This window comes from Olleya sp. ITB9 (assembly GCF_001315805.1).
GTDB classification, from domain to species: domain Bacteria; phylum Bacteroidota; class Bacteroidia; order Flavobacteriales; family Flavobacteriaceae; genus Olleya; species Olleya sediminilitoris.
In genome coordinates this window covers 71705-98609 of record NZ_BCBW01000015.1, presented here as the reverse complement: position 1 = coordinate 98609, position 26905 = coordinate 71705, and the positions used below count along the sequence as shown (strand labels likewise).

Here is a 26905-nt window from a genome sequence, read left to right as displayed (position 1 = left end):
GTTACAGTTCTGTAACGCTTTTTTTATATGCTTACCTTTGCAGTATGATACAGATAGGAGAGTTTAATACACTTGAGATTTTAAGAGACACAGAACCTGGATTGTTTTTAGGTGATGCAGATAATAATGAAGTTTTATTACCAAACAGATACGTACCAGAACATTTTGAAATTGGTGATGATATAGAGGTCTTTATTTATTTAGACAATGAAGAGCGAATGATTGCAACAACTGACGAACCTTATATTATTAAAGGTGAATTTGCGATGTTGCGTTGTAATGCTGTTTCTAAAATAGGTGCCTTTTTAGATTTTGGTTTAGTAAAAGAATTATTTTGTCCTTTTAAAGAGCAAGCTTTTCCAATGAAAAAAGGAGGTTGGTATCTTGTACATTGTTATTTAGACGAAGTTACAGAGCGTTTAGTAGCTTCTAGTAAAACAAATCGTTTTTTAGATAATAAAGAATTGACTGTAGATCAGTTTGATCAAGTAGATTTAATTGTTTCTCATCCAAGTGATTTAGGTATGAATGTTATTGTTAATAATAAGCATATTGGTCTAATATACAAAGACAATATTTTTCAAGATATTAGTGTAGGAGACCGTTTAAAAGGTATTGTAAAAAAAGTACGTCCAGGAAATAAGTTAGATATTAGCTTAGGTGATATTGGTTACAGAAATATAGAGCCTAATGCAGATAAAATCATGCAAGAATTAACAGATGGCAATGGTTTTTTAGCTTTAACAGATAAGTCAAATCCTGAAGCAATCAAAGATCAATTGCAGATGAGTAAAAAAACGTTTAAAAAAGCAATTGGTACATTGTATAAGCAAAAGCTTATAGATTTAAAACCAGATGGCATTTACCTTAAGACGCAAGACTAGTTTTGTTGTTAATAGCTGCGTTTTGTTCCTTAGCCCATTCAATTGCTTTGTAAAGGTTATCAAATCTTATAATATCTGTTTTACAAAATAAGCGTTCCATTAAAGCGTTAAACCAACTGTTTTCGCTTTTTGTAATTACAGCGTATCCATTTAATTGATTACTAGTGTTTCTGAAAAATTTTAACCAATCTGATGGTTTTAAAGAGTAGTTATTAACACGATTTGATAGGTAACAAACACTTATGTTTGGTCCGTAAAAATCATGAGCAGCTTGTATTACTTTTGAAGCTTCATTAAAGGTGTAGGTAATCCCTTCGTTAATTTCAGAAATAACCATACCTTCTAAAAAGTAAAAATTACCTTGTTTAGTTATGTGAATATCTAAAATGGAATCTGCTAGTGTAGAGTCAACTATTTTCATTTGGGAGGATTTTATTACAAATTTAATAGATAGAAAAACGCTATTAATGAACAGAAAATGATATTCGATAACCGTTTTAATAAAACAGTCAAAAGGTTGTGTTTTTTGATGTAAAATCTATCTATTCAGTATTTTATTGTTTTTTTAACTAGACATTATTAAATGTAGTTGTGCTTTTAAGCACTAATATGTTTTTTGTTAAGAAATTGATTTGCAAAGTTGTAGGCTTTGTTTATGGTTGGAAAACTTTTATAAGGTACTTTGCAAAATTGTTTTTCAATATAAATATTCATTTTGTCAAAATGTGAGTAGCTTATAATGGCAAATAATTCTAGGTTAGGAACTATTTGTTTTATTTTGGGATAGTCTAAAACTTCAATTGAGTATTTATTTACTCGATTAGAGATGTAAGCAAACTTTTTATTTTTACCATAATAATTATAAATATAGCTCAAAAGTCCTTGAGCATTTTCGATTGTTAAATGTTCTCCTTCGTTAATTTCAGATATAATAACATCTTCTAAAATGTAAAATGTTCCGAGTTTAGAAATAAAGACATCTTTAACTTGATCTGCTAGTTTACTGTTGATGGTTTTCATAAATTTAATAGCGTTTACACAAATTTATGTTTCTATTGTCTATTTAAATAATTGATAGTCTGTGTGATATGAGTTTTCGATTAAACTCCAATTAGTGTCGATTAAATACAAAATAAGCTATCAAAATAAGGTTAGGGCTTATTAAGATAGCTTATAAGGTTTCTAATTTTGAACTTGGTTAGTATATCAAAGTAATCACGCTATAATTATTTTTAATTAAATTAACACTTTAGGTCTAATATAATTAAAGGCTTCATTTAGACTTTTAAATGTTTTGGACTTTGTATTACCAAAATTGTTTTGTTGAAACTGTTTAGTTTCATTTAAATTAGAATAGTCAACAATACCATAAAAGTGTAAATTTGAAAACAGATTAGTGTACTTGTAACAATCTGAATAATCAATAGTATACACATTAATATTATTAGAAATTAAAGCGAAATTTTGCTGTTTTAGTTCGTAAAACATATAAAGTTCCATCAAAATATCTTCAATTGAATCTTTAGTTATGTGTTGACCTTTATTAACTTGTAAAACAGCTACATCTTGAAGCATATATAAATCTCCTAAGCTGTAATTAATTTCTTTTAATACCAAATGGTAAAATGTTGAGTCAATAATATTCATTACTCATAATATTATAAAAATTTAATAGCGAATTAAAACGTAAATATAATAAAATTTATCAAATAGACAAAAAGCATATTTTATAGATAAAGTGTTTTGTTGTGTTTTGTTATTATAGGCTCAATTTACTGTTATTCAATAAGTATCGATGGATTTGTTGATTTTTTGTCAATTTATTATATAATTAAAATTTTAAATCATTCTATATATTGAAAGTTAATTATTGTTAGTTAAAAACTAATAATTCCGTATTTTTATACTTTAAAAATTAGATAATAATATGAGTGAAATAAAATGGCAAAAAGCCAAGGATTATGAAGATATAACCTATTCTAAAAGCAATGGTGTAGCACGTATAGCATTTAACAGACCAAATGTTAGAAATGCATTTAGACCAAAAACTACTAAAGAGCTATATGACGCATTTTATGATGCAGGTGAGGATACGTCAATTGGTGTTGTTTTATTATCAGCCGAAGGTCCATCTACTAAAGATGGTGTTTATAGTTTTTGTTCAGGAGGAGATCAAAAAGCAAGAGGTCATCAAGGTTATGTAGGAGAGGATGGTTACCACAGACTTAATATACTTGAAGTTCAGCGTTTAATACGTTTTATGCCTAAAGCAGTTATTGCAGTTGTACCTGGTTGGGCTGTTGGTGGAGGACATAGTTTACATGTCGTTTGTGATTTAACATTAGCTAGTAAAGAACACGCTATTTTTAAGCAAACAGATGCAGATGTAACTAGTTTTGATGGTGGATATGGATCTGCTTATTTAGCTAAAATGGTTGGTCAGAAAAAAGCTAGAGAAATTTTCTTTTTAGGAAGAAATTATTCTGCTCAAGAAGCTTATGAAATGGGAATGGTTAATGCTGTTATACCTCATGATGAGCTTGAAAGTACTGCTTATGAATGGGCTCAAGAGATTTTAGAAAAATCGCCAACGTCAATTAAAATGTTAAAATTTGCAATGAATTTAACAGATGATGGTATGGTTGGTCAGCAAGTTTTTGCAGGAGAAGCAACACGTTTAGCCTATATGACAGATGAAGCTAAAGAAGGTAGAGATGCGTTTCTAGAAAAACGTAAACCTAACTTTCCAAAACAATGGATACCATAGTCTATGAATAATACTAAAAAATGGTTGTCAGCAATGCGTTTGCGTACATTACCATTATCAATTTCTGGTATTATTTTAGGATCTTGTTTAGCTAAACTTAATGGTTCTTTTGATATCACAATATTTGTATTTGCAATACTAACAACTTTAAGTTTTCAGATTTTATCAAATCTTGCTAACGATTATGGTGATGGAGTTAAAGGTACAGATAATGACGATAGGATAGGACCAACTCGTGCTTTACAATCTGGAGCAATTACACAAAAACAAATGTATAATGCCATAAGGTTCAATGTAATAGTTAGTATTATTTTGACTATTATACTAATATATGTGTCTTTTGGCGCAGACAGTGTTTTATTAGGAATACTATTTTTAATAATTGCTGGTTTTTCTATCTATGCAGCTATAAAATATACTGTTGGAGACAACGCTTATGGATATAAAGGGAAAGGAGATTTTTTTGTATTCGTGTTTTTTGGTTTAATTAGTGTGATTGGTTCATATATGTTGTATGCTAAACACGTAGATGTAATAACATTGCTACCAGCCATTAGTATTGGCTTATTAAGTACAGCAGTGCTTAATTTAAATAATATGCGTGATATTGTGTCTGATAAAACCTCTAATAAAATTACATTAGCGGTTAAGTTAGGCGCTGTTAAGGCAAAACAATATCATTATGTTTTGATAATTACAGCTATTATTTTAACTGTTGTATTTGGACTTATTTATTATAAAACACCATTTAATTTAATCTATTTTATTGCTTATTTACCTTTATTTTTACATTTAAAAAAGGTAAACGCTGTTACAAATCTTAAAGATTTTGATCCAGAATTAAAAAAATTAGCATTAACCACAGTTTTGTTAAGTATTTTAATAGGTATAGGACAATTATTATAAAACCCATTTTTAAAATGAAAATCACTTTTTACGGTCATGCAAGTTTAGGAATTCAAATAGAGGATACACATCTTTTGGTAGATCCATACATAACAGTTAATCCAAAAGCCAGTCATATAGATATTAACACAATAAAAGCAGATTACATTTTACTAACACATGCACATCAAGACCATATTTTGGATGTTGAGGCTATTGCAAAACTAACAAATGCTGTGATTGTATCTAATTTTGAAATTGTTGCACATTTTCAAAATTTAGGATTTGAAGGTCATCCTATGAATTTTGGTGGAACTTGGGATTTTGATTTTGGTAGCTTAAAATATGTTAATGCTGTACATACATCTTCTTTTCCTGATGGAAGTTATGGTGGACAACCTGGTGGATTTGTTTTGGAAGGAGAACATAAAAATATTTATATAGCTGGTGATACTGCTTTGACTTTTGATATGAAATTAATACCTATGCAAACCAAATTAGATTTGGCTATTTTACCAATAGGAGACAATTTTACAATGGGAATTGATGATGCTATTCTTGCTAGCGATTTTGTAAATTGTGATAAAGTTTTAGGATATCATTTTGATACATTTGGTTACATCGAAATTGATCATGAAGTGGCTAAACGTAAGTTTTTTGATAAAAATAAAGACTTAATGCTTTTAGAAATTGGTGAAAGTATAGATTTATAAAATTTAATTATTTTAATGAAAGCAACTTACCACAAACATATTTTAAACTTCAAAACACCAAGCGGAACGTCAAGAGGCGTTTTAAAAACTAAAGAAACTTGGTTTGTTATAATTGAAAAAGATGGTAAACAAGGCATTGGAGAATGTGGAATTTTAAGAGGCTTAAGTGCAGATGATACTCCAGATTACGAAGCGCAATTACATTATACCTGTCAAAATATTAATTTAGGTTTAGAGGTTTTATATGCCAAAAACCATGAGTATCCAAGTATTCAAATTGGTCTAGAGATGGCTTTTAATAGCCTAAAAAGTCAAGATCCATTTATTTTATATCCTTCACAGTTTACTAATGGTAAAGCTTCAATAGATATAAACGGTTTGATTTGGATGGGTGACCAAGCTTTTATGACAGCTCAAATAAAAGATAAAATTGCGTCTGGCTTCAGTTGTATAAAACTTAAAATTGGTGCTATAGATTTTCAAACGGAACTTGATATTTTAAAAGGTATTAGGCAAAACTTCAGCGAAAGCGATATTGAATTACGTGTCGATGCTAATGGTGCTTTTAATCCAAATGAAGCTTTAGAAAAACTAAAGCAACTTTCAGAGTATAACTTACACTCTATAGAGCAGCCTATCAAAGCTGGTCAATTTGAAGCTATGTCTAATTTATGTCAACAAACGCCTTTACCAATAGCTTTAGATGAAGAGTTAATTGGTGTGTTTGATGATAGTAAAAAAGAAACCTTATTGCAAGCTATTAATCCACAATATATAATATTAAAACCTAGTTTTATTGGTGGTTTTAAAGGTAGTGATACTTGGATTGATTTAGCAGAACAACAAAAAATTGGTTGGTGGATTACTAGTGCTTTAGAAAGTAATGTTGGCTTAAATGCTATTGCACAATATACATTTACTAAACACAGTAAATTACCTCAAGGTTTGGGTACTGGTAGCTTATTTACAAATAATATTAATTCGCCTTTACAGGTTAAAAACGGTACATTGCAGTACAATATTAATACAAATTGGGATTTTAAATTTTAAAATATGGATTTTATAAAACAGGCATTTAAAGTTAAGCACGAATTTTGGCGCTACTTAATTGGGTCTTTAATTATTGCAATATTTGCTGTAATCGGACAAGTGCCTTTTACCATTGCAGCTATTATAAAACATGTTGCTGAAGGTGGTTCTGTTTATGCTGTGGATGAGCAGCGCTTAATGACAATATTAGAGCCAAATTTAAATTTATTTTTACTGTTGTTGTCCTTCGCTTTTGGTTTTTTAGGTTTAATAATAGTTGTTAAATATTTACATAAACAAACCATGTTGTCTGTAACTACAGCTAGATTAAAGGTAGACTGGAAGCGTGTTATGTTTGCGTTTTTGTTTTGGGGTTTAATAAGTTCTGGAATGATTATTATTGATTACTTTGCTTCGCCAGAAAATTATGTATGGAATTTCGAGCTAGAACGTTTTTTAATTTTATTGGTAATAGCTATACTTTTAATACCAATTCAAACCAGTTTAGAAGAATATATTTTCAGAGGTTATCTAATGCAAGGTTTTGGTTTATTAGCAAAAAACAGATGGTTTCCGCTATTAATGACGTCAGTTATTTTTGGAGGAATGCACGTCTTTAATCCTGAGGTTGCAAAACTAGGTTATGGTGTTATGGTCTATTATATTGGTACAGGATTGTTTTTGGGTATTTTAACTTTAATGGACGAAGGTATGGAGTTGGCTTTAGGGTTTCATGCAGCTAATAATTTATTTGGAGCTTTATTGTTAACTAGTGATTGGACTGTTTTACAAACGCACTCTGTTTTAAAAGATGTTGCAGAGCCTGGAGCAGGATTTGGAGACATTATTATACCTGTTTTTGTGGTATTTCCTATTTTGTTATTCATTTTTGCTAAGGTTTATAAATGGACTAATTGGAAGGACAAATTATTTGGGAAAATTGAAGAACCAGTAGAAAACGACTACACAATTTTAGATTAAGTTATGACACCTACCTTTAATAAAATTCATAATAGGTTTAAGCTAAACGGAAACTACTTTTCTTTTGATAGCTTAAAAGAAGTTGCTTATAGTTATATTAAGGAAGGTGAAACTTTTGAACAAGAAATTGGTGTATTTTTATTAGATTGGTTAGATGATAACGAGTTTTTATCAGTCAATACTTCAGGATCAACAGGTCAACCTAAAAGCATTACATTAAGTAAGCAAGCTATGGTTAATTCGGCTATTGCTACAGGAGATTATTTTAATTTAAAACCAGGAAACACAGCATTATTATGCTTGCCAGCAAGTTATATTGCAGGAAAAATGATGTTAGTTCGCGCTTTAATTTTAGGCTTAGAAATAGACAACGTACAGCCAACAACAACACCTAAAATTAATCAGAATAAGCATTATGGTTTTTGTGCAATGATTCCTGCGCAAGCAGAAAAATCTTTAGATCAATTAGATGCTATTAAAACGCTAATTGTTGGAGGAGCTCAAGTATCTAAAGCATTAAAACAACAATTTTCAGGATTAAAAACTCAGGTTTTTGAGACCTACGGAATGACCGAAACTATTACGCATATTGCTGTTAAGCAAATAAATAATACCACAACTAATATTTTTACTACGCTTCCAGGTATTACAATTAGCCAAAACAAAAAAGAGTGTTTAGTTATTGATGCTCCACAATTAACAGCTAATCAAATCATTACTAATGACGTTGTAAAATTGCACAGTAACACTACATTTGAATGGTTAGGTCGCATAGATAATGTTATAAATTCAGGAGGAGTAAAGCTGTTTCCAGAGCAAATAGAAGCAAAACTTCAGTCTAAAATTAAAGGTCGCTTTTTTATAACAGCTCAAAAAGATGATACTTTTGGAGAAGTCCCAGTTTTGGTACTAGAAGCAAAAGATAACCAAGTTAATCCAGACACTTTTACAGATTTATCAAACATACAAACGCCTAAAGTTATATTAGCTATTAACGCTTTCGCGGAAACTTCCTCAGGTAAAGTTAATAGGCTAAAAACAATGCAGTTGCTTAAAAAGTAAAGTTCCCTAACCCAAAATGATACTTCACTCATTATTGGTTTTAAAATCCTAAGTATGGTTATAGGTTTGTTTTAAACAAAAAACAACCATTATGAAAACAGGATTAAACTTACTAGTTGTATTATTTATGATGATGCAAGTACAAGCACAACAAAAAACAATTTCAGGAACAATAAGTGATGAAAACGGTTCACCACTTCCATCAGCCAACGTGCTTATAAAAGGTAGCACTATTGGAGTAAATTCTAATTTTGATGGGTATTATAGCTTACAAGTAAATGTTGGAGACGTACTAGTCTTTAGTTATGTTGGTTATTCAAGTCAAGATATTACTGTAGGATCATCAAATACAATCAATGTGACATTGCAACCAGACAATAGTTTGGATGAAGTAGTGGTTACAGCTTATGCAATTAGAAAGCAAAAAAAGACTTTAAGTAACAGCGTTAGTAAGATTAGTGCAGAATATTTGTCAGTGCCTCAGAGTTATTCTAATCAATTAGCAGGACGAGTGTCTGGTGTTAAAGTAGCAGATTCAAAAACCAAATCAAATAACAATTCTAATATAGTTATTAGAGGTTATACTTCTGCGTCAGGTAATAATACACCTTTATATGTGGTAGATGGTAAAATAGTTTCAAAGTCAAAAATAGACCAAATTAAATCTAAAAAAGTAGAAGAAATACAAGTTGTAAAAAAGTATGCAGGACAAGCATTATATGGTAGTCAAGGTGCTAATGGCGTAATTTTAATAAAGACTAAACGTAGTAATTATCAGTTTCCTAATATTAATAAAATTGAAAATGAATCTTACACTAAAATTCATGAAAATAAATTTAAGTTAGCCAATGCAAACCCATTGTCAACATTCTCAATAGACGTAGATAAAGCAGGCTACAGTAACATTAGACGTATGCTTAATAATGGACAAGCAATACCTTCTAACGCTGTAAAAATTGAAGAGATGGTTAATTATTTTAATTATGATTATCCACAACCTAATGACAAGCATCCTTTTTCAATTAATACTGAAGTGGTTAATACACCATGGAATAAACAAGCGCAATTGGTTAGAATTGGTTTACAAGGTAAAACTTATGAAAACAAAGAGTTACCAGCTGCTAACCTTACGTTTTTGATAGATGTGTCAGGCTCAATGAATAACCAAAACAAATTACCATTATTAAAAAATGCTTTTAAGTTATTAGTCAATCAATTAAGAGATAAAGATAAAGTTGCTATAGTTGTTTATGCAGGAGCAGCAGGAGTAGTTTTAAAGCCAACCTCAGGGAAAAACAAAGAAAAAATTATTGAGGCACTAAATAATTTAAGTGCTGGAGGATCAACAGCTGGTGGAGAAGGTATAGAGTTGGCTTATAAATTAGCACAAGAGAATTTTTCTAAAAAAGGAAATAATAGAGTGATTCTAGCAACTGATGGTGATTTTAATGTTGGCGCATCTACCAATGATGCGATGGAAAAATTGATTGTACAAAAAAGAGAATCTGGTGTGTTTTTATCTGTTTTAGGTTTTGGCTACGGAAACTATAAAGATGATAAGCTAGAAATATTAGCAGATAAAGGAAACGGTAACCATGCCTACATAGATACAATGCAGGAAGCACGACGTATTTTTGAAACAGAATTTGGTGGTACTTTGTTTACAATAGCTAAAGATGTTAAAATTCAAGTTGAATTTAACCCTAATCTTGTTCAGGCTTATCGATTAATTGGTTATGAAAACAGATTATTGGCTAACGAAGACTTTGTTAATGATGCAATTGATGCTGGAGAATTAGGTGCTGGTCATACTGTTACAGCTTTATATGAAGTGATACCTGTTGGAGTGGAAAGTCATTATATTAAAGATCAAATTGATTTAAAATATACAAATACAACTGAAGTAAATACTAATTATAAAGATGAATTATTTACTGTAAAATTTAGATATAAAAAACCAGATCAAGATACAAGTATAGAAATTGTGCATATGCAAAAAAACGAAACAAGTATTGCTAGCCCAGACATGAATTTTGCAAGTGCTGTAGCATTATTTGGTATGCAATTGCGACACTCTCAGTTTTATAATGACTCAACAATTAAAGACGTCATAGCTTTAGCTGAAAAGGGTAGAGGGAACGATCAATCTGGTTACAGAGCTGAGTTTATTAGATTGGTTAAAGCGTTTAAGTAGTAGGTTTAGTGGTTGTTTATTATTTAAACTTAAAAAGGAATGCTAAAAGCATTCCTTTTTTTTGTTTGAAATAGATATTAAAAACGTTTTTTAAAGACTATATTTTCTTTTAAGTCGTAAACACGCCAAGTACCCGATTGTTTATCTTTTTTGTATTTTCCAGATATTTTTAGAGCTCCATTAGGATAAAACTCTTGATATTTTCCATGTTTTAAGCCATCTTTAAGTTCTACAATAAATTTAGTTTTACCATTATTGTGTTTCTTTACAAATTGATTAGCTGTTAAATCTGTTGGATAAATTTCATTAATATTAAATACAGTATTTTTATCAATGGTATCGCTATTTACTTCTGGGTTTGTATTGTTTTTAGCTGTAGTTATTACATTATCATTAAAAGTGTATTTTGCTTTTACATCTTCTGGTGCTTCATAATCAATTACTATTTTGCTTTCAAAAAAGTTTTTTTCAGGTGTTAATTGTACACCAATTAAAGGAAAGCATATAAAATAATCCTTGTTAGATTTTAATTGTTTTTTTGTAGCATAATCAACAAAATTATATGCATTATTATAAACACTTGGTGTGTTTATGTAAGCAAATATACTAGAGCGTCTATCAAAATGATCACTAAAATCATCAAATGCATCAAAAGTATCAAGAGTTTGTTTGTTGGAGTAAGAGTTAATTATGCTTTTAAGTGTATTTGGCTCGTTACTAAATACTACATAATCTTCAATAATTGTAAAATAAGGTTTTTCGATTTCAGAAAATAAATTACCTAATAGTATTTTAAAAAAGCCTTTAATGGATAAAAAATTGATGTCGTATCCTTTATAATTAATAGTTTTAAACTTTACAGGAGAGCGTTTTCTTATTTGTTCTAAAATAAAATCTAGGTTTTCTTTAGCATCATCAACATCGTTTGTTTTTAAAACTAAAGCAACATCTTTAGAAGATTCTGAGACATTAGAATGTAATTGAAGTAAAGTAATCTCATCATCAATCCAACTCATAAAATGCTCTTTGAGATTTATTTTTAAAAAGTTTTCAATCTGTTCTGTACCATCTAAATAACGTTTAAATTGCTCAGGACTTTGTTTTTGAATGCTCTCAAAGTTTTTATAAAACTCTTCAAAACTGCTAAACCCAAAGCTTAAGTAAAGTGCAGTTTCTTTAGGAGCTACTTTAACTATGGTGCGTTTACCTTTTCCAGATTTTTGAAGCGCTTTCAAGTATGATGATGCTTGATCGTTAGTGTTGGTTATACCATTGGCTATTATGGTATTATCATCTAAATCAAAACTAAAACCACTAAACTCTAAACTTTTGCTTAAAGTTTCGGTGGTGTAACCCGGTTTATTTGAGAATACTTTTATGTATTCATCCAAATAGTCGTACTGAAAATACAACCTAAACATATCGTCATGTCCAACTTGTTTTTTAACTTCAATAAAATTTAAATTACGTCCTATTTCAGGTTCAGCATATTGATCTATAGAGGCTTCTACAAGCGTATGGACGTAAGACACAATCATTTGATTTTTTATAAAACTAATGTATAGTGTTTCCCTGCTTTTAGTATCATAAACTTCAGTGATTTCATGTTCATGATATTTACGTTTACTGACTTTGTAACTGCTATTTATTAAGCTGTTAAGGTTGTTTTTTACTAGGTTTAGTTTAGCTATTTTTTGTAAGTCTACGACATATAAAAAACTGTATTTTTTTGGCGCATAAACATGAGCAGAGATTAAAACCTCACGATTACCAATACGGTTAAAAACACCTTGTTTTTGTTTAAAAATTGTGTCTAGCTTGTTTAAGTTTTTTGCTAGAGTATTAAAGTAACTGTTAGTGTTTAAATGTTTCCAGATATCACTTTTACTTACAGCGTCCCAATTGTCAACAGGTTCTTGACTTTCTATTATAAAAACAGCATCTTTAGGAACTAAATATATTGACTGTATGTTATCATTATTATCAAAATAAAACACATATACTTGATACAAACCATAACATACAATTAGGGTAAGTAAAATCGAAATTATTGTACGTTTTTTCATGCTAACTATACCTGTAAAACTCCCATGTTAAACTGCTTTTCAATAGGAGCGTGGTTTGCTGCCTCAATACCCATACTTATCCAAGTTCTAGTATCTAAAGGATCAATAACTGCATCTGTCCAAATTCTAGCTGCTGCATAATATGGTGACACTTGATTGTCATATCTGGCTTTAATTTTGTTAAATAATTCGTCTTCTTTTTCTTTTGTAATGGTTTCACCTTTCTTTTTAAGTGAAGCGGTTTCAATTTGTAATAACACTTTTGCAGCACTATTACCACTCATAACTGCTAATTCAGCACTTGGCCAAGCAGCAATAAGTCTTGGATCGTATGCTTTACCACACATTGCATAATTTCCTGCGCCATAACTGTTACCTAATACAATAGTAAATTTAGGCACCACACTATTACTAACTGCGTTTACCATTTTGGCACCATCTTTTATAATTCCAGAATGCTCACTTTTGCTACCAACCATAAACCCAGTAACATCTTGAAGGAATACTAAGGGGATTTTTTTCTGGTTACAATTAGCTATAAATCTAGTCGATTTATCTGCACTGTCATTATAAATAACACCTCCAAATTGCATTTCGCCTTTTTTAGTTTTAACTAAAGTACGTTGGTTAGCTATAATTCCCACAGCCCAACCATCTATTCTGGCATATGCTGTAATTATAGATTTTCCGTAGTCTTCTTTATATTCATCAAACTCAGAGTTATCAACTAATCGTTTGATAATTTCTTTCATATCATATTGATCAGCTCTAGATCTAGGTAAAATTCCGTAGATATCCTCAGGGTTTTCTTTAGGTTTTTTTGGTTCGTTTCGGTTAAAACCAGCTTTATCATAATCGCCAATTTTATCAACGATACGTTTAATTTTGTCTAAGGCATCTTTATCGTCAGTAGCTTTGTAATCTGTTACACCACTAATTTCACAGTGTGTTGTTGCTCCTCCTAAAGTTTCGTTATCTATACTTTCTCCAATTGCAGCTTTTACAAGATAGCTTCCTGCAAGAAAAATACTTGCTGTTTTATCTACAATAATAGCTTCATCACTCATAATAGGTAAATAGGCTCCACCAGCAACACAGCTTCCCATTATTGCAGAGATTTGTGTTATTCCCATACTACTCATAACCGCATTGTTTCTAAAAATACGACCAAAATGTTCTTTGTCTGGAAAAATTTCGTCTTGCATAGGTAAGTAGACTCCAGCAGAATCTACTAAGTAGATAATTGGTAATTTATTTTCAATTGCAATTTCTTGTGCACGTAAGTTTTTCTTTCCTGTTATAGGAAACCAAGCTCCTGCCTTTACAGTAGCATCATTAGCAACAACAATACATTGTTTACCTTGTATATAACCCATTTTTACTACCACACCACCTGATGGACATCCACCATGTTCAGCATACATGTCTTCCCCTGCAAAAGCACCTATCTCAATGCTTTTCTTTTTAGAATCTAAAAGGTAGTTAACACGCTCTCTGGCAGTCATTTTACCTTTTGCATGGTGCTTTTTTATACGTTTTTCTCCACCTCCTAATTTAACTTTGGCTAATTTATTTTTAAGGTCAGAGACTAGTAATTTATTATGATCTTCGTTTTTATTGAAGTTGATATCCATAGGTTTTAATTTGTTACGAATTTACAAAAACTAAATGCCTTTTAAAACAGGTTTTTTTATTTAGGTTAATAATTTCTTAAAATAGAAGTCATTGTAAATAGTTTCCTTGGAATATATTATTATTTGTTTTATTTTTGAAATAAAATAACAATTATGACTAAAAAAATTATTGCTTTTGCAGGAAGTAACAGTAAAACTTCAATAAATAAACAACTTGCAACCTATGCTTCAAGTTTAATTAAAGACGCAGATGTAAATGTTTTAGATTTAAACGACTATAAACTTCCTATGTACGGAGTAGATTTAGAGACCGAAAATGGTTTTCCTGAAGATGCTTTAAAGTTTTACAAGCTTTTAAGTAATGCTGATGGATTAATTATCTCATTGGCCGAGCATAATGGAGCATATACTACAGCTTTCAAAAATTTAATGGATTGGTTGTCGCGTGTAGATGCTAATATGTTTCAGGCAAAACCTATGTTATTAATGAGTACTTCTCCAGGAGCAAGAGCTGGTCAGTCTGTATTTGAAATTGCTGAAGATAGATTTCCTAGGCATAATGCCAATATTGTAGCTAAGTTTAGTTTACCATCTTTTAACGATAATTTTAAAGATGAAAAAGTGATTGATCCAGAACTTAATAATCGTTTAAAGGATGAAGTTGAGACTTTAGTTAAACACCTGTAATTATATAATGGGAAACTTTGCAGAAGACATAAAGTCTAAATTTGAAAACAACAAAGTAAAGGCGTTGCTTAATGTATTATATACAGCTAATCACATTACTAGTTTGCAAAACGATTTTTTTAAACCTTTTGGTCTTTCACCACAACAATATAATATACTAAGGATTTTAAGAGGAGCTAAAAAACCTATAAAAGTTCAGACTATTAAAGAGCGTATGGTAGAACGTGCTCCAAACTTAACACGTTTAACCGATAAAATGTGTGATAAAAATTTAATCAAACGTATTGCTTATCCTGAAGATAGACGTGTGGTTTTAATTGAAATTACTGAACATGGTTTAGATTTATTAAATAAAATTCAACCAAATAATCCATTACATAATTTGTTAGATAACTTAACCGAAGATGAAGCAGGACAGTTAAGTGATTTATTAGATAAAATGAGATAATATGAAAACCGTTTTACATAAAGCCTCAGACAGAGGATTCGCTAACCATGGATGGTTACAAGCCAATCACAGTTTTAGTTTTGCTAATTTTTTTGATGCCGAAAAGATACAATTTGGAGCATTACGTGTATTGAATGATGATGTTATAGCACCAAGTATGGGTTTTAGTACACATCCTCATGATAATATGGAAATTATAACTATTCCGTTAAAAGGTACTTTAAAACACAAAGATTCCATGGGAAACCAGTGGGAAACAATTAAAGCAGGAGAAGTACAAGTGATGAGTGCTGGAAGTGGTTTATTACATTCTGAAATGAACGCTAATACAGATGAATATTTGAGTTTGTTTCAAATATGGATCATTCCAAACAAAAGAAATGTAGAACCTAGATATGATCAACAGTTTTTTAAAGCTGAAGATAGGCAAGGTCAATTACAAACCTTAGTAACCTCAATAGACACTAATGACCAAGGTTTAAAAATTCATCAAGACGCTAAGCTATCTAGGATAGATTTAAATCAAGAACAAAAATTTACTTATAACACTAAAACGCTTAAACATGGTACATATGTTATGGTTATTTCTGGAGAGGTTGAAATTAATGACAAAACTTTAAAAACAAGAGATGCTATTGGTATTTCTAATACAAAAAGTTTTAATGTAATAACAAATTTAAACAGTCAGTTACTATTTATAGAAGTACCTATGTCTTAGTATTGTGCACCCCATAAATTAAAAAAGCATCCTATTTAGGATGCTTTTTGTGTTAAATAATCGATATTTGTAATTCACATTTTACTAAAAACAGATTATGGCAATGAATAAAAATACTGTGTTAGCTTGGGCTACCACAATAATGATAATAGTAGGATTAGCATTAATAGCACTTGGTGCTTTTAGATATGATGATGTAGCAGGTTGGGGTTTTGCAGCAGTAGGCGTAGGTTTTTTTGCTATAGCATGGGTTTTTTATGCATTAAAAGGACGCGTTTAATTAATATTTAAATTAAAACATTTAAAAAATGTCAGACGATAAAAAAGTAATTTTCTCAATGTCTGGTTTGACCAAGACATTTCAAAGTGCACAAACACCTGTACTTAAAAACATTTATTTAAGCTTTTTTTATGGAGCTAAAATCGGAATCTTAGGTCTTAACGGTTCTGGTAAATCTACCTTATTAAAAATAATTGCAGGAGTAGATAAAAATTATCAAGGTGATGTAGTGTTTTCTCCTGGATATTCTGTTGGATACTTAGAGCAAGAACCACAATTAGACGATGATAAAACAGTAATGGAAGTAGTCCGTGAAGGTGCTGCAGAAACCGTTGCTATTTTAGATGAATATAATAAGATTAACGATCAATTTGGTTTAGAAGAAGTCTACAGCGATGCTGACAAGATGGAAAAACTAATGAACCGTCAAGCAGAATTACAGGATCAAATTGATGCTTCTGGTGCTTGGGAGTTAGATACCAAATTAGAAATTGCTATGGATGCATTACGTACTCCAGATGGTGATAAAAAAATTGGTGTACTTTCTGGAGGAGAAAGACGTCGTGTAGCTTTATGTAGATTACTTTTACAAGAACCAGATGTATTATTGTTAGATGAGCCAACCAACCACTTGGATGCAGAATCTGTACATTGGTTAGAGCATCATTTAGCACAATATAAAGGAACTGTAATAGCAGTGACTCACGATAGATACTTTTTGGATAATGTAGCTGGATGGATTTTAGAGTTAGATAGAGGAGAAGGTATACCTTGGAAGGGTAATTATTCTTCTTGGTTAGACCAAAAATCTAAGCGTATGGCTCAAGAAAGTAAAACAGCGTCTAAGCGTCAAAAAACATTAGAGCGAGAGCTAGAATGGGTTAAACAAGGTGCAAAAGGTCGTCAAACAAAGCAAAAAGCACGTTTGAAAAACTATGACAAATTAATGAGTCAAGACCAAAAGCAATTAGACGAAAAATTAGAAATTTATATACCTAACGGTCCACGTTTAGGTACTAATGTAATTGAAGCAGTTGGAGTAAGTAAAGCGTTTGATGACAAGTTACTGTATGAAGACTTAAACTTTAATTTGCCTCAAGCAGGTATTGTAGGTGTTATTGGACCTAATGGTGCAGGTAAGACAACAATCTTCAGAATGATCATGGGAGAAGAAACTCCTGATAAAGGTGAGTTTAAAACTGGTGAGACCGCAAAAGTATCCTACGTTGATCAAGCCCATTCTAATATTGATCCAGAAAAATCTATTTGGCAAAATTTTAGTGATGAGCAAGAGTTGGTTTTAATGGGAGGAAAAGAAGTTAATTCAAGAGCCTACTTAAGTCGTTTTAACTTTTCAGGAAGCGAACAAAACAAAAAAGTAAAGTTATTATCTGGTGGAGAGCGTAACCGTTTACATTTAGCAATGACGCTAAAAGAAGAAGGAAACGTTTTATTATTAGATGAGCCTACCAATGATTTAGATGTTAATACATTACGTGCTTTAGAAGAAGGTTTAGAAAACTTTGCTGGTTGTGCAGTAGTAATTAGTCACGACAGATGGTTTTTAGACAGAATTTGTACACACATTTTAGCATTTGAAGGCGACTCTCAAGTCTATTTCTTTGAAGGAGGATTTAGTGAGTACGAAGAAAATAAGAAGAAACGTTTGGGTGGAGACTTAATGCCAAAGCGTATTAAATATAAAAAGCTAGTAAGATAAGTTTACTATTTTATATAAATAAAAAAGCTGCAAATTGCAGGCTTTTTTATTTATATATGGTAATCAATCTGATTTATAATTTTATTGAAATCATTTTATATTCACTATTTCTCAGGATACCAATCTAATTGCACCACTTCAATATCAGGATTCGCTTCATTTACTATAGTTTTAAATTTGTCTACATCACTTAGTCCTTCAGTACCTCTGTAATGATAAGGATAGACTTGTTTAGGTTTAAAATCTAATACAGCACTTGCAGCACTGTCAACAGTCATGGTGTAAGGTAAATTCATACATACAAAAGCTTTGTCTATACTTGTAAGTTGTCTCATTTCTGGTATGTCTTCAGTATCACCAGAGATGTAAATACGTTCTTTATTAATCGTTAATATATAACCATTACCACGACCTTTAGAGTGAAATTTTAAAGCTTCTTCACGTAAATTATACATAGGTATAGCTTGTATGGTAACGTTATTAATCATGGTTACATCATCATTAGCTAAAACGCTGTAATTTGGTTTAAAATCATCTGTAAATTTATCAACAACAGCTTGAGGCGCAACAATCATCGCATTGCTTAAATCTAAAGCTTTTAAAGTTTCTAGATTTAAATGGTCACCATGTATATCTGTAATTAATACTAAAGTTGGTGATTTTTGTCCTTCAAAAGCAGCTTTTCCACCTGTTGGATCCACATAAATTATTTCTTTACCATAGTTTAAAACCATAGTAGCATGGCTTATTGGTGTGATTTTTAAAGTATTTTCAACTGGTTTTTCAATTTTAGTTTCTGTTAATTCAGCAACATTAGTTTTTGTTTCTTTTTTACAACTAATTAATATTAAGGTTATTGTAATTAAGGTTAGCGTGATTTTTTTCATTTTAAAAGTTTTGTTTTAAAGGTACTTACTTTTTTTTCTTTTAAATAATTTGTAACAATTTTATAACAAATAATACTGATAATATGAGCAACAAATATTTTCACAACTAATATTTTTTAACGAAATTGCTTTCAATAAATTTATCCAACCTTAAAAACTAAAATATATATGTCTGATGATTTTGATTTATTAGAAACAAACTCTAATGAAAAAACCGAAAAAGTAGATGTCAATTGGGGAAAAGCAATTGATACCATGAAATCTAAACTAGCACAAGAGGACGATCCAGAAAGTCGTCAAAAAATCTTGAATGCGACATTAGATGACGTTGTCGGAATGGCAGAAAAAGATCGTACTACACTTTTAGATGCTATTAAAGATTTAACAGATTACCAAGACGAGGTTGGTATTCTTTTTGAACGTTTTTCATCTTTAAACGAGACTGAACAAAAAGTCATTGACGATGCTCAAAAAGCATTAGAACGTTCTAAAATAGAATTAGAAGATGCACAAAACAAACCAGACACTTGGTGGAATAATCTTTGGGGTCGCAAAAGCAAAATTAAAGCTGCTGAAAAAGCTGTAGAAACTGCCGAAAAAGTAAGAGCAGGAGCAGACAACAAAGCAAAAGCTATGTTTCAAGAGCGTATAGAAAGTGCAGATATCCAAACCTTATTAAGTGAGCTGTCATACAAATCTCAAGCAGCAGTAACACGTCTTAAAAACCGTGAGGTAGAAATCAAAGAAGTAGAAGATAAGCTACAAGTAGCAATAGTAGAAGCCTCTAAAAACCATACCAAAGCCTTAGAGAAAAAAGCAGAGACAGAAACTAAACTAGAAACACAATATGCTTTACTAAAGCAAGCACGTCAAGCCTTAGAAGAAGTTGCAGACAAACAATCTACAGAATACTCTGAAGCATTATCAAAAGTTACAAAACTAGAGCAAGAAGTAGAAGAGTTAGAAGGACTTAAAAATGCTTACACAACACTAGCAGCATCAAAAGATAGCTTTGTGCACAAGCATAATTTAACAATCAAAGTATTAACATCATTACGTAGTAATTTACAAACACATCGTGCAAAATTAAAGTCAGATACAGAAGAGCGTCTTAAATATTACGACGGTTATGTAGTGGCATTAAAAGCACGTACAGATCAAGAGTTTGCTGCTATTTTAGAGCATTTAGGAGTTAAAACAGATGAACATATTGGAGAGACCTTAGCATCAATGCATACCGCAAGTGCAAAAGCACGTCAAGAGATGATGGACAACATTCCAGTACACGAAAAAGTTATGCAAGGTGTATACCGTAGTTATGCAGAAGCGTTACAGGAAATCAGGGCTAAAGATGTAGATATCCAAAAGAACTTTGCAGACCGTTACGGTATTGACATGAAAGAGATTTTTGAAGAATATTACAGCTCTGACAATTCACCTTCAGGAGACGATGCACCAGCAGGAGCTCCAAAACCAGAAGCATCAAACGACGATTTGTTATCTTAAAATTATTATAGCGTTTCCTACTTTAGCTTTTAACTAGCTAAAGTAGGTCAGGCTTTACGTTATATCTTTTGCAAAAAAAAAGCAAAAGGATGCCACTACAATCCTTAACGCGCTTACTCAAAGACTTACTCAGACTATTTAAACCCTAGTTTTAGTCAATAATTACAATTATTATCAAAAAATAAAATGAGTATAAACCACATTGTCACACCATTAGATTCTGCAATACTAGACAGTAAAGAGCAATATGTTTTTTATCATAAAAAAGTAGATTTTGCACTAAAAGAATTAATAGTTGGCGTACAACAAAACGGGTTATGCACACCACAAGAGGTTGTGTTTTTTAAGCAATATTGTGATCTGTTATTATATTCTATAGAAGCCATGCGTGTCAAGTACATGTATGATGAAGAAGATAACATGAAGGTGGATGTTACTGACTCAGGTTTTCCTAATTATCTAGAATTTAGATACCTTTTTAACGACTTGTCATTACGAGATAATTATTTAAACAAACTTAAAGACGTATCAGAACTCCAAGACGAGTTTTTAGATCAATTACTTCGTAAAAAACAACCTGTAAAACGCGATAAATTATACCAAGCAGCATCAATAGTTTATTATACTTCAGTAGAGCAGCAATATATTTTTAACCGTTTTGTACAAGGAAAAATAATAAAAGCACCAGAAAATAGCGAAGCCAAATTTATGACTAGCTGGAGTTTTTATGACGTCTCATTAAACAGACCATTTATCTGCTTTATGTATTTTGATTATGATGGAAATGATCCACTTAAAGAAAAAGATGACATCTATGAGACACTAAAAGCAGTAGCAGATCGTAAAATGAATATGGATACCATGGCTTATGGTATTGATAAACGCCTAAAAAATGTATATCCAAAATATTTTAAGCGTATAGATGTAGGTGCTTTTCATAATGTATTTGCCAAAGATGATAATGATTTAACACATACCATACTAGACGCTATTAGTAAAAAAGAAATTCCGTTAGAAGCTTATGCTTTATCCTTAAAAATACACGAAGTATATACAGGAGGTGAATTTAAAGAAGGTGGATATTTTAAAAAACAAATTCTTCAAAATTGGAGTACACCAATCAAAGAAGGTTACGTGTTTGCACCACATCGTATTATTCAATTATTATACAACAAAAACCCAGAAATTATGAATAAGTTGGCAAAACCACCTTTTCAAGTTTCAGATTTAAAAATCAAATAAATAGACTAAACAGTTTAAGTTTTTAGTATTAAAATTATTAACTGTTAACAGAAAACCCAAAACATGGAACACAATTCAACTTTCCCTATAAAAAAATCAGAATTAGACGTTTTACGTGACGAAGCTTCATCATATTTAAAAAGTATAAGTTGGGAGCAAGGTGGACGTGCTAAAAACAAAGATAAAGAAGCAAAAGACGAGTCTATTTTATTGTACTTATCTAAAGCCAATAATGGGTCTTCAACGTCAATAACTTCGGTTTCTAAAACCATTTTAGCATTAAAAAAACGATTATTACCAGATTCGGTAGCCATACCAATTCTTTTAAATCAAACATTATATGCTGTTCAAGAAGGTTTAACCTTAGGGATTTGGATTAAAGATAGTTATTATGATGCCTCAGGTTTATCTAGTTTAAGCGAGCGTAAATCAGCGTTAGATACTGATGGTAAACGTGAATATGAAAGTAAAATGCAAACCGCAAGTGCTTTTATGTTATTTGCTACAGCGTATAAAATTTTACATTTATTAAAACCTCATGCTTCAGACGATTTAAGTGTAATGAAGCAAAAATTTGCAGGTATACCAGAATTGTCATTACTGTCACCATTAAAAGCTACATCTTGTGCGTTGTTTTATTATGATAAATATTTAGCACATCCTGATATTGTTAAGTCAGATAAAGATGTTGCTGATTTTACAGTAGTGTTTTTTGAAGCTTTAATAGACGAGATTAACTTACGTAAAAGTAGCCTAGATTTTACAGAAACAATTGTTGATAGAACTTATAAATTAGAAAATAGCGATTTTGCTATTTCTGGTTGGGAAAACACATTTCAAGGCACAGCAAAAAGTATTGAATTTAATAAAATTAAATTTGAACAAATTGTTGGTAACAGAGATGCAAAACACTTTTCTAGACGTTTAACAGAGCGTATGTTAAGCTATGATTTTGAAGCAAAGAAAAATCCTTTTCAAGAGCTTGGTGGATTTATGCCAGTTTTTATGGGTTACGGTATTCCTGGTACAGGAAAAAGTATGTTAATTGCTGCAATAGCAACACGTTTAAAAGAGCATTGTGATAATTTAGATATACCGTTTTTATTTCACCCAATGCCTGACACTTTAATTAGTACTTTTCAAGGTGGATCTGCTGAGAAAATGGTAGATTGGATGAAACCAATGCAAGATCCTACAAAATTAATTTTTGCACCTATTGATGATGCTGAAAACAATCTACAAGAGCGTACAGCTCAAGGTGTGTCTGCAGGTGTAAAGGAAGTTATTGGTGTATTTTTAAGATATACAGAAGGTGCTTATGCGGTAAATTACGGTAATAGCTCGATTGGTTTATTTACTAACCTTCCAGAAATGTTAGATAAAGCAGTTATTTCTCGTGTTCAAGGTCGTTTTAAAATTGATGGAGCAAGAACAGAGCATGATTTTTTAGACCAAGATCATTTATGGTGGAGTAAGTTAGATAAGACTATGCCAGACTTTGTTAATATGCAAGGTCCTGCAGATTATAAATATTTACAAGATCAAGGTTTAGCAACTAATATGGGAGAAATCTTAAAAGTATCTGAAAAACCTACTGAACTTCGTGTGTTAGAAGCGTATGACAAAGCCGAAAAACAACATAAAGCTACAGATCATTTATTTTACGCAACCTTATATAAAGAGATTCAAAAAATATTTCCGTTTTTCTCTTCTCGTGATGTTCGTAACATACAAAGTGCAGTATCATTACGATTAACAGATTTTGATTTAGAACAAAGCTGGTTTGATAATCCAGAAACATATTTCAAAAAAGATTACCAAACTAAATTTAACATGTTACAAGAGTTAATGAAGTCTAACATGAAAGGATTAAACTTTTCTGAAATTAGAAGACAAGAAGTAGTGCGTTATTTAGATAATGTTGCCACCATTGCAGATACTGATTTTAAACGTAAAGTAGATGCTAGAATAAACCAATTAAATATTGAGACTAAAGCTAGAGAGCAGTTTGGTGCATAGTTTTAAGTTTTAATACATTAAAGTCAAGTTTTATATATGAATAACAACCGAATTAAAAATCTTAAAACCAATTTACTTTCTGACCATTGGTATACTTTAAACAAGTTAACTTATGATTATTTACAAAGTAATGGTCAATGGGCAGAGGTTGTTAGAGAATGTTATGATAAAGGTGATGGAGCTGTTATTTTATTGTATAATAAAACAAAAAAAACAGTAGTGTTAACCAAACAGTTTCGTATTCCCACTTTTGTTAACGGTAATGAAGATGGTTTTTTAATAGAAGCTTGTGCTGGACTTTTGGATAATGATTTACCTGAGGATTGTATTAAAAAAGAAGTAAAAGAAGAAACAGGTTATAAAATTGAACACGTAGAAAAAGTAATGGAAGCGTATTCTGCACCTGGAGCTGTAACAGAAATTTTACATTATTTTATTGCAGAATACACAGATGATATGAAAATTAATGAAGGAGGTGGTGCAGTCAATGAAACTGAAGATATCGAGGTTTTAGAAATGTCTTTTGAATCTGCAGTAAATATGATAAATACAGGCGAAATTAAAGATATAAAAACCATTTGTTTATTGCAGTATGCACAGATAAATAACATATTTATTAATAGCTAGTATAAAACTTATGAGTAATAAAACAACTGGTAGTAAATTATCACAATTTGGATTACAAGATTATTTGTCAATTGGTTATTTGTTTTTGTTAATTTTAGGTGTTGTATATGAGACTATTTATTATAAGTTTTTAGGGATTAATATTTTAGAATATTCGTCCGTTTTAGATGTGTTAATTAGTCCCATAGCTGTAATGACAGGAAATTTAATCTTAGGATTAGCAGTCATATTTAGCATAATTATGGCTTATGTCATGGTTAAAATTACACCTAAATATTATAAATGGTTAAGCAAAAAGACTAAATATCAATCAGGAAAAAATAAAATTAAGTTAGAAAAAGCACAAGCTAAAATAAACGCTAAAGACGCTGTTATAACCATGATTGCTTTTTATGTCTTTTCAGTTTTTATAGGTTTAGGTATAGGTAGTGGTTATAAAACCAACAAACGAGTAGAAACTAACGATTATAATATAAGTCATAAATTAACCTTTGATAATGGTTTAACTCAAGATATTAAAATGCTAGGTAAAAATAGTTTGTATGTATTTTATGTTCTTAAAGATGATAAAGAAGTAATTATAGCACCTATTGAAGGTAATATAAAAATGATTAAAAAATTGAAGAAAGAAAATAATTAGGTGTAATGCAAAAACTTAAACTAGCAAATCTTTACAGAAGCGAACTTATCCCTATTAGTGGTAAACTGGTAGACCGTTATAATCAATGTCTTCAAAAGTTAGGATTCTCACCAACCAAACTAACAAAGTTTTCAATTGATGGTATTGGTTATAGCCCAGAAATAGCTGAAGAAAAAGGGTCAACAATGTATTTAAATAATGGAGAGGCTAATCCACACGCTATAATTATTTCACCATTACAAAAAGGTAAACCTGTGTACTCACCATTTCATAGTTTTGACAGAGAAATGATTAAACAAGTGTTTCAAGTACATGGTCAAAAAATAAATGATATAACCAGGGATTCAGCTATATGTATTGATTTTGACCAAGATATTGATGCGTTTTACGAGCCTCTTGATGTTTTAAAATATAACAAGGTTTATATTAAATTTCATTTAGTTAATAACCTAGATAAAATACAAAAAGAACAACAACAGTTAATAGATACTTTTAGACATGGTAATAATTTTATTGATGAAGAATTACATGCTAAAATTTTAGCTTCGGCTAAAAAATATGGTGATTTACGTGGTCGTGACTTAAGCCTACATAGTCTTCAATATCAAACAGACTCATTTTACACCAAAGCATTTGGAGGTGTTTATATGTTAAGAGATTTTATAACACCAATTGCAGTTTTTGAAGATAAAAAATGGTACAAAGAAGCCATAAAAGATACCATACAAGACGTAACTATATTTCATATTCAACAACCCGAATTAATGGATAAGTTACGCGATCATGTTATTATTGAGCATGATTTGGAAGAAGCCCTAAATACAGACCGTTATCAGCGCATTAAAAAAATGGAATTTGCAATGGCTTTAAAAGATACACAGCATCCATTACGTGACATTTTAAGTGATCCTGTGTTATTTAAAAGTTATTTAAATAAACTGGATATTACAACGCGTAAACGTGTTATGGGTGTCGAATTGTATTTGGACAAACTAGAAGTAAGTAACCAATATAAAATAGCAGACGTGGTAGATGCTAATTTATTTAACGCATTGCATATTCCGCATAGTTCTTTAACAGCAAGGCATCAAGATCTAATTTGGAAGCTTTTAATAAATGTATCACCTAGAGATGTATTGTTTTTATATTGGTATGATAAAGAAGAGTTTTATAGACAATATAATACATGGGATGACTCATTTAAAGACTGGGTGATTGAAACTATTAGTAACAATATTTAAAAATTATAGACTAATTTAGTAGAGGCTATATAAATAGCTATTATTACTAATCAAAAATAAAACTATGGGTTTAGAAATTATTATATTTTTTGGAGCAATCCTTTTTGGGATTTTCTTGTATTGGACAGAGTCTAAAAGTAATAAGTTATATCGTACTTTTAATAAAATTTTTAATAGCAAAGCATTACAAATGAAATCTACTGATACGAAAGGTTTTATTTATAAACAAGATATTTTGCCAAGAGTTTTAACCGTAGCTGTTTTATTTTTAGTTGTAGCTTTAATCATTCAGTTTTTAACACCAATAGCTATTTTTGGTAGTTATTATGGTATTTCTTCTTTAGCATCAGCTATTTTTGGTACCTTAATTGGTACGTATGTTGCTAATTTTGTTATTAAATCTGGAGAAGTTTTAGAAGAACAAACAGATAGTCTTGAAGACGTTGTTAAAGATGGCTTAAATAAAGGAAAAGAATTTTTAGAAGACCTTAAAACTCAAGATGCAAAAGTTGTACAGGAAGCTAAAAAAGAAATTAAAGAGACACCAAAAGCACCAGAAAAAAGCGCAAGAGAGCGTTTAAAAGACAAAGGATTAATGTAATTTGATTATTAATCAAAACCATCACGATCTAAATGCAAGTTTTCAGCTTAAAGCTGAAAATACTTTAACTAATA

Annotated in this window: 26 protein-coding genes; 20 read left to right on the top strand and 6 right to left on the bottom strand. The window is 30.7% G+C overall.

The window, feature by feature from the left end:
- Positions 1 to 44 precede the first annotated feature (44 nt).
- Positions 45 to 884 (top strand): S1 RNA-binding domain-containing protein, encoded by an 840-nt coding sequence (locus tag ITB9_RS03470; RefSeq protein ID WP_054851162.1) that lies wholly within the window; start codon positions 45 to 47, stop codon positions 882 to 884.
- On the opposite strand, the gene ITB9_RS03465 is transcribed toward ITB9_RS03470, so the two are convergent.
- The 3 genes from ITB9_RS03465 to ITB9_RS03455 all read right to left on the bottom strand — a co-directional run bounded on the left by ITB9_RS03465 (position 868) and on the right by ITB9_RS03455 (position 2531).
- Positions 868 to 1305, bottom strand: a complete 438-nt coding sequence (locus tag ITB9_RS03465; protein ID WP_054851161.1) for a hypothetical protein — start codon at positions 1303 to 1305, stop codon at positions 868 to 870. The two genes, ITB9_RS03470 and ITB9_RS03465, sit on opposite strands and share 17 nt — an antisense overlap.
- A 176-nt stretch (positions 1306 to 1481) precedes the next feature.
- The gene (locus ITB9_RS03460) at positions 1482 to 1904 is read right to left on the bottom strand and encodes a hypothetical protein (RefSeq protein WP_054851160.1); all 423 of its coding nucleotides are present in this window, start codon (positions 1902 to 1904) and stop codon (positions 1482 to 1484) included.
- 216 nt (positions 1905 to 2120) lie between these two features.
- Positions 2121 to 2531 (bottom strand): hypothetical protein, encoded by a 411-nt coding sequence (locus ITB9_RS03455; RefSeq protein ID WP_054851159.1) that lies wholly within the window; start codon positions 2529 to 2531, stop codon positions 2121 to 2123.
- Positions 2532 to 2811: 280 nt separating this feature from the next.
- Here ITB9_RS03455 and ITB9_RS03450 point away from each other — a divergent pair, with 280 nt between their 5' ends.
- The 7 genes from ITB9_RS03450 to ITB9_RS03420 all read left to right on the top strand — a co-directional run bounded on the left by ITB9_RS03450 (position 2812) and on the right by ITB9_RS03420 (position 10515).
- Entirely contained in the window at positions 2812 to 3651 is an 840-nt protein-coding gene (locus tag ITB9_RS03450) for a 1,4-dihydroxy-2-naphthoyl-CoA synthase (RefSeq protein ID WP_054851158.1), read from the top strand.
- Positions 3652 to 3654: 3 nt separating this feature from the next.
- Positions 3655 to 4557, top strand: coding sequence for a 1,4-dihydroxy-2-naphthoate octaprenyltransferase (menA, locus tag ITB9_RS03445; RefSeq protein WP_054851157.1), 903 nt, complete (start codon positions 3655 to 3657; stop codon positions 4555 to 4557).
- Positions 4558 to 4571: 14 nt separating this feature from the next.
- The gene (locus ITB9_RS03440; protein WP_054851156.1) at positions 4572 to 5249 is read left to right on the top strand and encodes a metal-dependent hydrolase; all 678 of its coding nucleotides are present in this window, start codon (positions 4572 to 4574) and stop codon (positions 5247 to 5249) included.
- 15 nt (positions 5250 to 5264) lie between these two features.
- Positions 5265 to 6299 carry an o-succinylbenzoate synthase gene (locus ITB9_RS03435; protein ID WP_054851155.1) on the top strand — a complete coding sequence of 345 codons (1035 nt, stop codon included), beginning with the start codon at positions 5265 to 5267 and terminating at the stop codon, positions 6297 to 6299.
- A gap of 3 nt (positions 6300 to 6302) precedes the next feature.
- On the top strand, positions 6303 to 7259 hold the full coding sequence (locus ITB9_RS03430) for a CPBP family intramembrane glutamic endopeptidase (protein WP_054851154.1): 957 nt from the start codon (positions 6303 to 6305) through the stop codon (positions 7257 to 7259).
- Between the two features lie 3 nt (positions 7260 to 7262).
- Positions 7263 to 8321 (top strand): AMP-binding protein, encoded by a 1059-nt coding sequence (locus tag ITB9_RS03425; RefSeq protein WP_054851153.1) that lies wholly within the window; start codon positions 7263 to 7265, stop codon positions 8319 to 8321.
- A gap of 91 nt (positions 8322 to 8412) precedes the next feature.
- The gene (locus ITB9_RS03420) at positions 8413 to 10515 is read left to right on the top strand and encodes a VWA domain-containing protein (RefSeq protein ID WP_054851152.1); all 2103 of its coding nucleotides are present in this window, start codon (positions 8413 to 8415) and stop codon (positions 10513 to 10515) included.
- 77 nt (positions 10516 to 10592) lie between these two features.
- Here the strand turns inward: ITB9_RS03420 and ITB9_RS03415 are convergent, their stop codons facing one another.
- Both ITB9_RS03415 and ITB9_RS03410 read right to left on the bottom strand, forming a co-directional pair.
- Positions 10593 to 12581, bottom strand: a complete 1989-nt coding sequence (locus tag ITB9_RS03415; protein WP_054851151.1) for a DUF3352 domain-containing protein — start codon at positions 12579 to 12581, stop codon at positions 10593 to 10595.
- Between the two features lie 5 nt (positions 12582 to 12586).
- The gene (locus ITB9_RS03410) at positions 12587 to 14215 is read right to left on the bottom strand and encodes an acyl-CoA carboxylase subunit beta (RefSeq protein ID WP_054851150.1); all 1629 of its coding nucleotides are present in this window, start codon (positions 14213 to 14215) and stop codon (positions 12587 to 12589) included.
- Positions 14216 to 14368: 153 nt separating this feature from the next.
- Here ITB9_RS03410 and ITB9_RS03405 point away from each other — a divergent pair, with 153 nt between their 5' ends.
- The 5 genes from ITB9_RS03405 (at position 14369) to ettA (ending at position 18068) form a co-directional block, all read left to right on the top strand.
- Positions 14369 to 14902 carry an NADPH-dependent FMN reductase gene (locus ITB9_RS03405; RefSeq protein ID WP_054851149.1) on the top strand — a complete coding sequence of 178 codons (534 nt, stop codon included), beginning with the start codon at positions 14369 to 14371 and terminating at the stop codon, positions 14900 to 14902.
- A gap of 7 nt (positions 14903 to 14909) precedes the next feature.
- A complete protein-coding gene (locus ITB9_RS03400; protein WP_054851148.1) occupies positions 14910 to 15350 on the top strand; it encodes a MarR family winged helix-turn-helix transcriptional regulator in 441 nt (146 codons plus the stop codon).
- 1 nt (position 15351) lies between these two features.
- Positions 15352 to 16068 (top strand): pirin family protein, encoded by a 717-nt coding sequence (locus ITB9_RS03395; protein ID WP_054851147.1) that lies wholly within the window; start codon positions 15352 to 15354, stop codon positions 16066 to 16068.
- Positions 16069 to 16165: 97 nt separating this feature from the next.
- The gene (locus ITB9_RS03390) at positions 16166 to 16348 is read left to right on the top strand and encodes a CAL67264 family membrane protein (RefSeq protein ID WP_028290877.1); all 183 of its coding nucleotides are present in this window, start codon (positions 16166 to 16168) and stop codon (positions 16346 to 16348) included.
- Between the two features lie 28 nt (positions 16349 to 16376).
- The gene (gene ettA, locus ITB9_RS03385; RefSeq protein WP_028290876.1) at positions 16377 to 18068 is read left to right on the top strand and encodes an energy-dependent translational throttle protein EttA; all 1692 of its coding nucleotides are present in this window, start codon (positions 16377 to 16379) and stop codon (positions 18066 to 18068) included.
- Positions 18069 to 18172: 104 nt separating this feature from the next.
- Here the strand turns inward: ettA and ITB9_RS03380 are convergent, their stop codons facing one another.
- Entirely contained in the window at positions 18173 to 18955 is a 783-nt protein-coding gene (locus tag ITB9_RS03380; RefSeq protein WP_054851146.1) for an MBL fold metallo-hydrolase, read from the bottom strand.
- Positions 18956 to 19123: 168 nt separating this feature from the next.
- Between ITB9_RS03380 and ITB9_RS03375 the strand changes: the two genes are divergently transcribed.
- From ITB9_RS03375 to ITB9_RS03345, 7 genes are all read left to right on the top strand, one after another.
- Entirely contained in the window at positions 19124 to 20461 is a 1338-nt protein-coding gene (locus tag ITB9_RS03375; protein WP_054851145.1) for a hypothetical protein, read from the top strand.
- A gap of 186 nt (positions 20462 to 20647) precedes the next feature.
- Complete coding sequence (locus ITB9_RS03370) at positions 20648 to 21703, top strand: hypothetical protein (RefSeq protein ID WP_028606214.1); 1056 nt, start codon at positions 20648 to 20650, stop codon at positions 21701 to 21703.
- Positions 21704 to 21766: 63 nt separating this feature from the next.
- Complete coding sequence (locus tag ITB9_RS03365; protein WP_054851144.1) at positions 21767 to 23722, top strand: AAA family ATPase; 1956 nt, start codon at positions 21767 to 21769, stop codon at positions 23720 to 23722.
- Between the two features lie 36 nt (positions 23723 to 23758).
- A complete protein-coding gene (nudK, locus tag ITB9_RS03360) occupies positions 23759 to 24349 on the top strand; it encodes a GDP-mannose pyrophosphatase NudK (protein WP_054851143.1) in 591 nt (196 codons plus the stop codon).
- Between the two features lie 10 nt (positions 24350 to 24359).
- The gene (locus ITB9_RS03355; protein ID WP_054851142.1) at positions 24360 to 24989 is read left to right on the top strand and encodes a hypothetical protein; all 630 of its coding nucleotides are present in this window, start codon (positions 24360 to 24362) and stop codon (positions 24987 to 24989) included.
- Between the two features lie 5 nt (positions 24990 to 24994).
- A complete protein-coding gene (locus ITB9_RS03350) occupies positions 24995 to 26230 on the top strand; it encodes a DUF6638 family protein (RefSeq protein ID WP_054851141.1) in 1236 nt (411 codons plus the stop codon).
- A 64-nt stretch (positions 26231 to 26294) separates the two neighbouring features.
- Complete coding sequence (locus tag ITB9_RS03345; RefSeq protein ID WP_054851140.1) at positions 26295 to 26831, top strand: hypothetical protein; 537 nt, start codon at positions 26295 to 26297, stop codon at positions 26829 to 26831.
- Positions 26832 to 26905 lie beyond the last annotated feature (74 nt).